Below are 11,899 nucleotides of genomic sequence, written 5' to 3'. Positions count from 1 at the left end.
ACTCATGCACGATTCTGGATCAAACGGTCGGAGCCACCTTCGGCTACGCGGCGATCGATCAGACGGTCGGAACCACCTTCAGCTACGCGGCGGTCGATCAGACGATCGGAGCCACCTTCGGCTACACGGCGATCCATCAAGCGATCGGAACCACCTTCGGCTACGCGGCGATCCATCAGGCGATCGGAACCACCTTCAGCTACACGACGATCCATCAGGCGATCGGAACCACCTTCAGCCACACGGCGATCGAGCAGACGATCGGAGCCACCTTCGGCTACACGACGATCGATCAGGCGATCGGAGCCACCTTCAGCCACACGGCGATCGATCAGACGATCAGAACCACCTTCGGCGACACGGCGATCGATCAGACGATCAGAGCCACCTTCGGCTACACGACGATCAATCAGGCGATCGGAGCCACCTTCAGCCACACGGCGATCGATCAGGCGATCAGAACCGCCTTCAGCGACAGCTTGTTGAGTGTGGGCGACGACAGGTTGAGCCGAGGATGCAGCGAAAACGTTGACTGCCAGTACCGAGAAAGCAAGGCCGAGGAAGAGTTGGCGTTTCATGGTGGTGTGCTCCGGGTGTTATGCGTTGGGTATGGAGCAAAGGTTACGCGCCTGGATTTTTAAGAGAACTTCATTGGGTCGATGGTGACCATCGACGGTAATGATGGAGGTCCCGGCATGGGGGAATGCCGGGTGGGGCGGGAGGTGGAGGGTGGAGAGCGTCGGCCTACGACGACGCAACCTCTGCATGGGCGATCAGCATCATCGCCGCCGACAAGGTATGCCCGTCAGTAATCTTGCCTGCGGCAATCATCGCCTTGAGTTGTGCCAGGCTGACGAACAGCACCTTGTCGACCTCGCCATCGGTGCTCTCGACGGCCTCGCCATCAATGTCCACCCGGCAGACGGAAACCGCGCTGGCGATCAGTGAGGTGTTGCTGTGCAGCAGACCCAGTTCCGTGACCTTCAGGGCCGGCCAGCCGGTCTCCTCCAGAAGCTCGCGAGCGGCGGCATCGGTGGCGGTCTCACCGCTGTCGATGGCGCCACGGGGGAACTCGATCGACTGGGCACCAATGGCCCGGCGTTGCAGCACCGCCAGCATCAGGCGTCCGTCCGGCAGCACGGGCACCGCCACCACGCCATTGATGGCCTGGGGTTCCTTGACGATGAAATAACCCCGCTCCTTGACTACATCGAAGTAGGGCGTGTGCAGCAGGCATTGGGATGCGGTGTCGGGCTTCATACGTGGCGTTACTCCAGAAAGCAGCGGTCGAACAGATAGAGTGCATCAGGTTTCAGGTTTTCCAGGGTGGCTTGCGGTCGACCGCCGTCACCCTGTTTCTTGCGCCCGGTTTCACGCAGGTAACCGGCGTCGGTCATCTTCAGCAAGCGTTGCCGGGTGCTGGTCTTGAGCACCGGCCGCGCCAGCACCCGGGAAAAGATCGCGGTGGCTTCCGGGGCACTGAACTCGGGGCCGAGAAACATCAGCGGCAGGCTGCTGTACAGCGATTTGGAAAACAGTCGTTCCTGTGTCGCCGCCACCAGGGCGTTGTGATCGAAGGGCAGCCTGACCGAACCGTTGGCGACACTGTCGAGATCGAACCAGGCCTGTTGCTCGTTCAGGCTCGGCTCTTCACTGACGATGGCCAGGTAGAAAGTCGAGGACGACCAGCAGCGCGGGTCGCGAAAGGCGTCGCCCACGGTGCCCACCTGTTCGATCCAGGCCAGCGGCAGGTCGACCTTGTCGCTGGCCCGCAAGCGTTCCACCGCGTCTTCCAGCGTCAGGTCGGCCACCGCGCCGTTGACCACCACGCCGGGTAAGGCCCAATGGCCCTGGAAGGGATCGGCCTCGCGCTGGTGCAGCAGGATTTGCAAGGACTGGGCGTCACGACAGTAGAAGAGCACGCACAGGTCGACGGTGTGCAGGTAGTCGCTTTTCTTCGGCGCGGTGGAGGTACGGTCCGGCATATCAATTCCTGTGTGCGGCATAGACGCCGTAGTCTACCGGATCCATCCCGGGTGCCATCCAGTGGGTGGGTAATGTTTCGCCCAGCGCCAATCGCTCGCGCAGCAAGGTACTGCGTACGCCAGCCTGTTCTTCCACGCACAGTACCGAGAAACGTTCGAGCAGTTGCGCGCCCAGATGAAAGTCCGGCAACTGCGCGGCGACGTCGTGCCCGACCACCAGGGCGATCTGTCGGGTGGGCAGGCCGGTCATCTCGGCCAGGGCACACAGCAGCTCATAACTGTAGACCGGCGTCTCGTTGTCCCGAGCCAGTTGCTGCTCGATCCGGCACACCGAAATCGTCGACGAGCAGGCCGGACGCACCCGTTCGACGATCGATTGCAACCAGCCCAGGCGCCGCTCGTACTCGGCCATGCGCTTGCCATGGGGGTGTCTGAAGGACGGCACCACCCACACCGAGCGCGCGTGACGGGACGCCTCGATCATAACCCGGGCGTGACCGGCGTGAGGGGGGTTGAAGGCGCCGCCGTAGATTGCGAGTTCGTACATGGATGGGTCTCCTTTGTTTTTAAGGTACTCGTCATGTACTTATCTATCAAGAGACTTATTTTTGAAAAAATCCTATCAAGGTTTGAACTGCTTAAAATCAGAAATATCGTGCTTGCTTTGAAAGTACATGACGTGTACCTTTGTCTCATCGCAAAGGGAGAACCCGCCATGAACGCTCAAGTGATCAAGACCGCCGCCTTCGATGTCGATGCCCAGAAGGGCTTCACGCCGCTCTGCCCGGATGAACTGCCGGTGGTGGGCGGCCACCTGATCGGTGCCGAGCTGAACTTCATGGCCTCGCTGGCCGATATCCGCGTCGGCAGCAAGGACGCCCACAGTCCCCAGGCGCCTTGGGTGGTGGGCTCCCACGAAGAGATGCTCAAGCCCACTGGCCTCGAGCACGCCGACCTGACCTGGGTCAGCCACTGCGTACCCGGTACCGAAGGTTTCACCCTGCTCGACGAACTGCCAGCGCCGCAAGACTACGACTACTTCGTCTGGAAGGGCGTGGAGCCGGCATTGCACCCTTACGGCGCCTGCTTCCACGACCTCCATCACAAGCTTTCCACCGGTGTGATCGAGTACCTGAACGCCCGGCAAGTCCGCCAGGTGATCGTCGGCGGCCTGGCCCTGGATTTCTGCGTCAAGACCACTGCGCTGCAACTGGCGGGGGCTGGGTTCAAGGTCATCGTCTACCTGCCGGCCTGTCGCGCCCTCAGTGCCGATGGCGCACAGCAGGCGGTCCACGACCTGCAACAGGCAGGTGTCGAGGTCGTCGACAGTCGCGAAGAACTGGTCCGCGCGGCGGGCCACAAGGAGTAAGTCATGGAAAGTGCATTCAACCGCGAAGGCGGCATCATCCAGGGACTACTGGACACCGATTACTACACCTTCACCATGATGCAGGCGGTGCTGCACCAGTACCCCAATGTCGAGGTGGAGTATCAGTTCATCGTGCGTTCCCGGGAAAAACTCACGCACCTGATCCCCGAGCTGCGCCTGGAGCTTGAAAAACTCGCCGACCTGCAAATGCGCGAAGGCGAATTGCGTTTCCTGTTCAATCGGCGTTTTCGCGAGTACCTGACACCGGACTTCGAGCAATTCCTCGAGTTGTTCCGCTTCAATCTGCGCTACATCCAGGTCGCTGAAGTCGACGGTCAACTGAGCATCCGCGTCCGTGGCCCGATGCTGCACTGCATCATGTTCGAACAGCCGGTGCTGGCGCTGGTCAGCGAGTTGCGCAATCGCGAAAAATACCCGGAAGTGGCTCTGGAAGACGTCAGCCGCAAGCTCTACCAGAAGTTCGAATGGCTGGAGAAGAACCTCAGCCGCGACGAACTGGCCGACCTGCGGGTCTCGGACTTCTCGACCCGCCGGCGCTTGTCGTTCCGCGCCCAGCGCGAGGTGGTGGACATCATGCGGCGTGATTTCCCCGGCGTGTTCGTCGGCACCAGCAATGCGCACCTGGCCTACGCGTTCGACCTGCCGCTGATCGGCACCATGGCCCACCAATGGCTGATGGTGCACCAGCAACTCGGCCGTCTGCGCGAAAGCCAGAATGCGGCGCTGGAAAACTGGGTGCGCGAATACCGCGGCCGTCTCGGGATCGCCCTGACCGATTGCATCAGCACCGATTTTTTCCTCAAGGACTTCGACCTGTATTTCGCCAAGCTCTACGACGGCTTGCGCCAGGATTCGGGGGACCCGCTTGCCTGGGCCGACAAGGTGCTGGCGCGTTATGCGCAACTGGGGATCGATCCGATGACCAAGGACCTGATGTTCTCCGATGGCCTGAACTTCGAGACGTGCCTGCCGATCCTGCGTCACGTCCGTGGCAAGGCCCGGTTCGGCTTCGGCATGGGCACCAGCCTGGCCTGCGATGTCGAGGGGGTCGAACCGCTGAGCATCGTGATGAAGTTGGTGCGGGTCCACGGTGAACCGGTGGTGAAGTTTTCCGATGACCCGGTGAAGAACGTCTGTGAAGACCCTTCGTTCCTGCGTTATGCGGCGCAGGTGTTCAATGTGACTGAAATCAACCAGCAACTGGGGGTGTGAGATGGGGACCGAGAATCAGGATCGTATTGCCGCGGCGCTTGGGGTGAACCGGCAACTGGCACAGGGCGACGAGACGGCAGAACTGGCCCGCCGCATCGATTTCATCAAGGCGGTGTTGAAACGCTCCGGTTGCGAGGCGCTGGTGCTCGGGATCAGCGGCGGCGTCGACTCACTGACGGCCGGTCGGCTGTGTCAGTTGGCGGTGGAGCAGTTGCGGGAGGAGGGTGGCACGGCCCGCTTTATCGCAATGCGCCTGCCATACCGGACCCAGGCCGACGAAAGCGACGCCCAGGCGTCCCTGGCGTTTATCCGGCCGGACCAGGTCAGCACCGCGAATATCTCGGCCTGTGTGGAGGGGTTGATGGGCAGTCTTGACGTCGAGGGCCTGGAAGCAACGCCGGTGCAGGTGGATTTCGTCAAAGGCAACGTCAAGGCCCGGGCCCGGATGATGACCCAGTACGCGCTCGCCAACTTCGTCAACGGGCTGGTGGTCGGCACCGATCACGCCGCCGAGGCGTTGATGGGCTTCTTCACCAAGTTCGGCGACGGTGCCTGCGACCTGGCGCCCTTGTCCGGCTTGACCAAGGGCCAGGTGCGTCGGCTGGCTTCGGCGCTGGGGGCGCCGGAGCAACTGGTGTACAAGGCGCCGACGGCCGATCTGGAGGAGCTGCTGCCCGGCAAGCCGGACGAGGTCGCCTATGGCTGCAGCTATGCCGAGATCGATGCCTACCTGATGGGGCAGCCGGTGTCGGCGCAGGCCCGCGCAATCATCGAGGCGGCCTACGCCAGGACCGCGCACAAGCGGGCCTTGCCCTACGCGCCAGTGTGAGCCGGGATCAGCGCGGGGTGTCGAGGGTCTTGTTCAAGGCCACGTACTGCAACAGCATGATGGTCTTGGCATCGACGATTTCCCCGCGTCGCACGGCGTGCAGCGCGTCGTCCAGGGACAGCTCCAGCACCTCCAGGTCCTCGCCCTCGGCTTCCAGGCCGCCACCGTGGCTGACTTTGCTGTCGCCATCGTATTCGCCGAGGAAGAAATGCAGTTTCTCGGTCACCGAGCCCGGGCTCATGTAGGCCTCGAAGATCTTCTGCACGTTCTGCACGCGGTAGCCGGTTTCCTCCTCGGCTTCGGCGCGGATGCGGTCCTCGGGCGAGGCGTTCTCCAGCAGGCCGGCGGCAGCTTCCACCAGCATGCCGTCATGGCCGTTGACGAACACCGGGAAGCGGAATTGCCGGGTCAGCACCACGGTCTGTTTTTCGCGGTTGAACAGCAGGATGGTCGCGCCATTGCCACGGTCATAGGTCTCGCGGCTTTGCCGCTGCCAGGTGCCGTCACTGCGCAGGAAGTCGAAGGTGGTTTTCTTCAGCAGGTACCAGTCGTCTGAGAGGACGGTGCTGTCGACGATGCGAACCCGGTCTTTCGTTGCGGTCATGATCCACGCCCTGTGGTGTGCAAAGCGCAGATCATACAAGGGGAACGTTGTCTTTGTCGGGATTATGCCAGCGCCATCTGACGCTTCTGGCGATTGGCTACGGTCAGGAAACTCAACAGCGCCACCAGCGGCATCGCGCTGCCCAGCGCCATGATCGCCAGCCAGCCGCCTTGTTCATACAGCATGCTGGCCAGGGCCGAGCCGCTGGCGCCGCCGATGAAGATGCTGGTCATGTACAGGGCGTTGAGGCGACCGCGGCTGGCGGCGTCGAGGGCGTAGACCGAGCGCTGTCCGAGCACCATGTTCATCTGCACCGCGAAGTCCAGCAGCACGCCGGTCACCGCCAGGCCGATCACACTGTAGGCCGGATGGATCAATGCCGGGGCAAAGCTCAGGGTCGCCAGCAACATCGCCAGCCAGGACGCCCGGTGGGTATGCCCGGCATCCGCCAGTCGACCGGCCAGCGGCGCGGCGAGGGCGCCCATCGCACCGACCAGGGCGAACAGGGCGATCTCGGACTGCGACAGGCCGTGGACCCGCGACAGCTCCAGGGGCACGGCGGTCCAGAACAGGCTGAAGGTGGCGAACATCAGGCCCTGGTACCAGGCGCGTTGACGCAGCACCGGTTGGTCGCGGAACAGTTTCCCCAGCGACCCCAGCAGTTGCCCATAGCTGGCGCTGTGGCTGGGCTGGCGCTTGGGCATGGTGGTGAGGATCACCAGCATGATGAACAGCATCAGCACGGCGGCGGCGATAAACACCGTGCGCCAGCCGAAGTGATCGGCGACCACGCTGGACAGTGGCCGTGCCAGCAGGATGCCCAGCAGCAGGCCGCCCATGATCCCGCCCACCACGCGTCCGCGGGATTCTTCAGGGGCCAGGTGGGCGGCCAGGGGGATCAGGATCTGTACCGAGACCGAGCTGAAGCCGATCAGCAGCGACACCACCAGGAACACCCCGGGCTGCCGGGCCAGGCCGGCGGCCACCAGGCTGATCACCGCGATCATCGCGGTGCCGAGCATCAGTTTGCGGTTTTCCAGCAGGTCGCCCAGCGGCACCAGGAAAAACAGGCCCAGGGCGTAGCCGATCTGGGTCAGGGACACGATCAGGCTGGCGCTGTGGGCGGAGATACCGAGGTCCGGGGCGATGAGTTCGATGATCGGCTGGGCGTAGTAGATGTTGGCCACGATGGCGCCGCAGCAGAAAGCGAAGAGCATCACCAGGGCACGGGTCATGACGGGGGCGGCGTGAGTCTGGGTATTCATCGGCGAAGGCTCTGGAACAGGTGGAAAGCGAGTCTAGAGACTGGCGGGCGCCGGAGTAAGACGATCACAGGCATAGTCGATATCAGCCGTGTTGATTGTCCCGAGCCCTCTGTTTCGCCTGCCTCGCCGCCAGGGCCGTCATCAGGGGGAGTTGTTCGAAGATGTAACAACTTGCCCGCAGCATCGCTTTCGATTTTATAAATCTCATTTTCAATCAATGACTTGCCCTTTAAATCCGGCGCTCCCCGGATTTTTCCGAGAGATTGCGGTCTTACTGAACACTTGTTTAGTATCGACGCCAGCACTTCACCTCACGCTCAAGAACAACAAGACGAGGGCCCTTCATGACCTCCCACCCGACACTGCTCGACACGGTCGAGGCCGGCATCGCCCGGATCACCCTCAACCGTCCCGAGCAACGCAATGCGCTGGACATTCCCACCCTCAAGGCACTGATCGACCTGCTCGATCGCCACGCCGCCGACCCGGCGGTACGGGTACTGGTGCTGACCGGCAGCGGACGCAGCTTCTGCGCCGGCGCGGACCTCGCCGAATGGGCCGATGCCGAACGCCGCGGGATCCTCGAAAGCTACGGCTGGACCGAAACCGCCCATGTCCTGATGAACCGCCTGCACGGCTTCGCCAAGCCGACCATTGCCGCCATCAACGGTACGGCGGTGGGGGCCGGGATGGACCTGAGCCTGTGCTGCGATTTCCGCCTGGCCGCGCAATCGGCGCGGTTCAAGGCCGGCTACACCGGCATGGCCTATTCGCCGGACGCCGGGGCCAGTTGGCACCTGCCGCGGCTGATCGGCACGGAGCAGGCCAAGCGCCTGCTGTTCCTCGACGGACTCTGGGGCGCCGACCGCGCCCTGGCCACGGGCCTGGTGAGTGAGGTCTGCGCCGATGAGCAACTGCCATCCGCCGTCGCCGAACTGGCCGCTCGACTGGCGGCGGGTCCGACCTTCGCTTTTGCCCAGACCAAGGTGCTGATCCGCGACGGCGTCCAGCGCAGCCTGGCCGAACAGCTCCAGGCCGAACAGGCCGCCGGACTGCTCTGCGGCCGCAGCCGCGATGGCGCCGAAGCGCTGCAGGCCGCCGTGGAAAAACGCCTCCCCCATTTTATCGGCCAGTAATCGAACAGCAGGTATTCCATGAATTTCCAACTGACCCAAGAGCAGGACATGCTGGTCGACGCGGTGCGCAGCTTTGTCGAGAAAGAGCTGCTGCCCCATGAAGAAGCCGTTGACCGCGCCGACGCGGTACCGCCGGAGCTGGCCGCGCAGATTCGCGCCAAGGCCATTGCCGCGGGTTTCTATGCCTTCAACATGCCGGAGGAAGTCGGCGGCGGCGGTCTCGATTACCTGTCCCAGGCCCTGATCGAGCGCGAGCTGTCCAAGGTGTCCTGGGCGCTGCACGTGTTCGTCGCCCGGCCTTCGAAGATCCTGATGGCCTGCACCGGCGCGCAGATTGAGGACTACCTGTTGCCGTGCGTGCGCGGTGAAAAGGTCGACTGTTTCGCCCTGACCGAACCGGGCGCCGGTTCCGATGCCAACGCGATCAAGACCCGCGCGGTACGCGATGGCGATGACTTCGTGCTCAATGGCAGCAAGCATTTCATCAGCCATGCCGGGCATGCGGACTTCGCCATCGTCTTCGCGGTGACCGACACCTACGAACACAACGGCCGCAAGCGCAACGCCGTGACCTCGTTCCTGGTGGACCGCGACACCCCCGGCATGACCATTCGCCGTGGCCCGAAATGCGTGAGCAACCGCGGCTATCACACCAGCGAGATCTTCTTCGACGACTGCCGCGTCCCGGCCTCCAAGGTCCTCGGCGAAGTCGGCAAGGGCTGGGAGGTCGCCAATGCCTGGTTGACCGCCGGCCGGGTGATGGTCGCGGCCAACTGTGTCGGCCAGGCCCAGCGCGCGCTGGATGTGGCGCTGCAATGGTCGGCCGATCGCAAGCAGTTCGGCCAGGCCATTGGCACTTACCAGGGCATCTCCTTCAAGCTGGCGGACATGGCCACGCAAATCCGCGCTGCCGAACTGATGACCCTGCACACCGCCTGGAAAATGGACCAGGGCACCATGACCGACGGCGAGGCCGGCATGGCCAAGCTGTTCGCCAGCGAAGTGCTGGGGCGTGCCGCCGACGAAGCGGTGCAGATCTTCGGCGGCATGGGCCTGATGGACGAAGGACCGGTGGAGCGGATCTGGCGCAATGCGCGGATCGAGCGGATCTGGGAAGGCACCTCGGAAATCCAGCGCCACATCATTTCCCGTGAACTGCTGCGGCCACTGCTGCGCTGATCGGACCAGGAGAACACGATGTCCATCAGAGACAACCTCAAGCGCCTGCTCGCGCCGCGCCACCTGGCGTTCGTCGGCGGGCGCAGCATGGCGCGGGCGTTCAAGCGCTGCGCCGACGGCGGCTTCCAGGGCCGGATGTGGCTGGTCAACCCGCAGCATGCCGAGCTCGACGGCATTCCCTGCGTGGCGTCGGTCGCAGACCTGCCTTGTGGACCCGACGCGGTGTTTATCGCCACCAACCGTGAACTGACCCTGGCCTGCGTCGCCGAACTGGCGGCCCGGGGCGCGGGCGGGGCGATCTGCTATGCCTCCGGCTTTGCCGAAACCGGTGAAGCGGGGCAGGCCTTGCAGGAACAACTGCTGCAGGCGGCGGGCGAGATGGCGCTGCTCGGGCCCAACTGCTACGGCTTGCTCGACTACCTGCACAACGTCGCTCTGTGGCCCGTGGCCCATGGCGGCAAGGCGGTGGAGAAGGGCGTGGCGGTGCTGACCCAGAGTGGCAACTTCGCCTACAACCTGTCCATGAGCGACCGTTCGTTGCCCCTGGCCTACATGGCCTCGGTGGGGAACCAGGCGCAACTGGGCGTGGCGGAATTGATGGATGTGCTGCTCGATGAGCCGCGCGTCACCGCCATCGGCCTGCACCTGGAAGGCTTGAAGAACGTCCAGGGCTTTGCCCGTGCCGCGTACAAGGCGCTGGAGAAAGGCATTCCGGTGATCGCCCTGAAAACCGGGGTTTCGCAGATCGGTGCCGAACTGGCCCTCAGTCACACCAGTTCCCTGGCCGGTTCCGATGCGCTGTATGACAGCCTGTTCGAGCGCCTCGGGGTGATCCGGGTCAGTGGCCCGGTGAGTTTTGTCGAAACCCTCAAGGCCGCGGCCTGCGGTCATTTGCCGGCGGGGCCGAGCCTGACCGGGTTGGCCTGCTCCGGTGGCGATGCGGGGTTGATCGCCGATTATGCCGAGCGCAACGGCCTGACCTTGCCCGCACTGGACGACGGCCAGCGCAGCGAGCTGGCGCAGGTGCTGCCCGGCTACGCCAACCTGGTCAATCCGTTGGACTTCACCACGGCGATCTGGGGCGATCGCGACGCCCTGGAGAAGATGCTGGAAAGTGCCTTGCGTACCCCGGCCGATGCCGCCTTGCTGGTGCTCGATTATCCGGCGCAATTTACCGGCGAGCGCAAGGAGTGCGACCTCTTGCTGGAGCTGTATTGCGAATGCCTGGAGCGGCATGGCAAGCGCGGTTTCGTCGCCTCGGCCTTTCCCGAGTTGCTGCCGGCCCATGCCCGCGAGCGTCTGCACGCACACGGCGTACCGGCGCTGCAAGGGGTGGAGGATGGGTTGGCGGCCTGGGGCCGGATCGCGCATTACCGCCGTCGGCGCGAGGCTTTGCTGGCGGGGGGCGAGGCGGCGTTGGCGCTCGTGTGCCCCCGCGCGTGGGCGGGCAGCGGCCGGCTGCTGGATGAATGGCAATCCAAGCAGGCCTTGCGACTCTTCGGCCTGCCGTTGCCCGAAGGTCGACTGTGCCCTCCGGAGCAGGCCTTGGCCGAGGCGCGCAACCTGGGGTATCCGCTGGTACTCAAGGTGGTCAGCGCCGACTTGCCGCACAAGACCGAGGCCGGTGGCGTCGCCCTCAACCTCAAGGACGAGGCGGCGTTGCAGGTCGCGCTCGAGACGATGCGTGGCAACCTGGCCCGGCATGCGCCGGGGCTGGTCTTCGACCAGGTGCTGTTGGAGCGCATGGCCTCGGCGCCGTTGGCGGAGCTGATTGTCGGCATCAAGCGCGAAGCCGGTTTCGGCCTGGCGCTGGTGATCGGCGCCGGGGGGATTCTGGTGGAGTTGCTCAAGGACAGTTGCAGCCTGTTGCTGCCGACCACCGACCAGGCCATTCACCAGGCGCTGCTGGGCTTGCGCTGTGCGCCGCTGCTGACCGGCTTTCGTGGCGGGCCCGCAGTAGACATGTTGGCCCTGGTCAAGGCGATTCGCGCGGTGGCGGACTACGCCTGTGAAAACGCCGGAGCGCTGCTGGAGCTGGATGTGAATCCGCTGCTGGTCAACGCTGAGGGCGCGGTGGCGGTGGATGCCTTGATTCGTCTGGCTTGAGGTTTTTGGCGATCTTGCTGGCCTCATCGCTGCGATGCGGCGCCCCGACAAGCCTGCTCCTACAGTCCGGCGTCAAACACGGATTCTGTGCATTACGCAAAACCCTGTAGGAGCTGGCTTGCCAGCGATGGCGGCCTGACGGTCACCCCATGATTCAAGGGCCTCATCGCCAGCAAGCCGGCTCCTACAGGGG

General features: G+C 63.9%; 12 protein-coding genes. 6 read left to right on the top strand and 6 right to left on the bottom strand.

Translation table 11 applies throughout. The annotated features are described in order from the left end of the window. Positions 1-2: 2 nt before the first annotated feature. The 4 genes from UCMB321_RS11765 to UCMB321_RS11750 form a co-directional block, all read right to left on the bottom strand. Positions 3-578 carry a hypothetical protein gene (locus tag UCMB321_RS11765; protein ID WP_040066743.1) on the bottom strand — a complete coding sequence of 192 codons (576 nt, stop codon included), beginning with the start codon at positions 576-578 and terminating at the stop codon, positions 3-5. Positions 579-744: 166 nt separating this feature from the next. Continuing rightward, positions 745-1,260 (bottom strand): NUDIX hydrolase, encoded by a 516-nt coding sequence (locus tag UCMB321_RS11760; protein WP_040066740.1) that lies wholly within the window; start codon positions 1,258-1,260, stop codon positions 745-747. A gap of 8 nt (positions 1,261-1,268) precedes the next feature. After that, positions 1,269-1,985, bottom strand: coding sequence for an NUDIX hydrolase (locus UCMB321_RS11755; RefSeq protein ID WP_040066738.1), 717 nt, complete (start codon positions 1,983-1,985; stop codon positions 1,269-1,271). A 1-nt stretch (position 1,986) separates the two neighbouring features. Beyond that, entirely contained in the window at positions 1,987-2,532 is a 546-nt protein-coding gene (locus UCMB321_RS11750; protein ID WP_040066737.1) for an adenylyltransferase/cytidyltransferase family protein, read from the bottom strand. A gap of 168 nt (positions 2,533-2,700) precedes the next feature. Between UCMB321_RS11750 and UCMB321_RS11745 the strand changes: the two genes are divergently transcribed. The 3 genes from UCMB321_RS11745 to nadE are packed head-to-tail and all read left to right on the top strand — an operon-like array spanning position 2,701 to position 5,416. Further along, on the top strand, positions 2,701-3,354 hold the full coding sequence (locus UCMB321_RS11745) for an isochorismatase family protein (RefSeq protein ID WP_040066736.1): 654 nt from the start codon (positions 2,701-2,703) through the stop codon (positions 3,352-3,354). Between the two features lie 3 nt (positions 3,355-3,357). Then, positions 3,358-4,587 (top strand): nicotinate phosphoribosyltransferase, encoded by a 1,230-nt coding sequence (gene pncB / locus UCMB321_RS11740; protein ID WP_040066734.1) that lies wholly within the window; start codon positions 3,358-3,360, stop codon positions 4,585-4,587. A gap of 1 nt (position 4,588) precedes the next feature. Beyond that, positions 4,589-5,416: an ammonia-dependent NAD(+) synthetase gene (nadE, locus tag UCMB321_RS11735; RefSeq protein ID WP_040066733.1), complete on the top strand. Its 828-nt coding sequence runs from the start codon at positions 4,589-4,591 to the stop codon at positions 5,414-5,416. Positions 5,417-5,423: 7 nt separating this feature from the next. Here the strand turns inward: nadE and UCMB321_RS11730 are convergent, their stop codons facing one another. Together UCMB321_RS11730 and UCMB321_RS11725 are read right to left on the bottom strand one after the other, a co-directional pair. After that, positions 5,424-6,020: an NUDIX domain-containing protein gene (locus UCMB321_RS11730; protein ID WP_040066732.1), complete on the bottom strand. Its 597-nt coding sequence runs from the start codon at positions 6,018-6,020 to the stop codon at positions 5,424-5,426. A gap of 62 nt (positions 6,021-6,082) precedes the next feature. Then, a complete protein-coding gene (locus UCMB321_RS11725) occupies positions 6,083-7,285 on the bottom strand; it encodes an MFS transporter (RefSeq protein ID WP_040066731.1) in 1,203 nt (400 codons plus the stop codon). Between the two features lie 344 nt (positions 7,286-7,629). On the opposite strand from UCMB321_RS11725, the gene UCMB321_RS11720 reads away from it, so the two are divergent. From UCMB321_RS11720 to UCMB321_RS11710, 3 genes are read left to right on the top strand one after another with little or no spacing between them, the layout of a single operon-like run. Beyond that, a complete protein-coding gene (locus UCMB321_RS11720; RefSeq protein ID WP_040066730.1) occupies positions 7,630-8,421 on the top strand; it encodes an enoyl-CoA hydratase/isomerase family protein in 792 nt (263 codons plus the stop codon). 18 nt (positions 8,422-8,439) lie between these two features. Further along, positions 8,440-9,600, top strand: a complete 1,161-nt coding sequence (locus UCMB321_RS11715) for an acyl-CoA dehydrogenase family protein (protein ID WP_040066729.1) — start codon at positions 8,440-8,442, stop codon at positions 9,598-9,600. Between the two features lie 18 nt (positions 9,601-9,618). Beyond that, positions 9,619-11,706 carry an acetate--CoA ligase family protein gene (locus UCMB321_RS11710; protein WP_040066728.1) on the top strand — a complete coding sequence of 696 codons (2,088 nt, stop codon included), beginning with the start codon at positions 9,619-9,621 and terminating at the stop codon, positions 11,704-11,706. Positions 11,707-11,899: the final 193 nt, after the last annotated feature.

It is taken from the genome of Pseudomonas batumici (assembly GCF_000820515.1).
GTDB lineage: Bacteria > Pseudomonadota > Gammaproteobacteria > Pseudomonadales > Pseudomonadaceae > Aquipseudomonas > Aquipseudomonas batumici.
The sequence above is the reverse complement of the archived record's forward strand: the minus strand, read 5'-3'. Positions and strand labels throughout refer to the sequence as shown.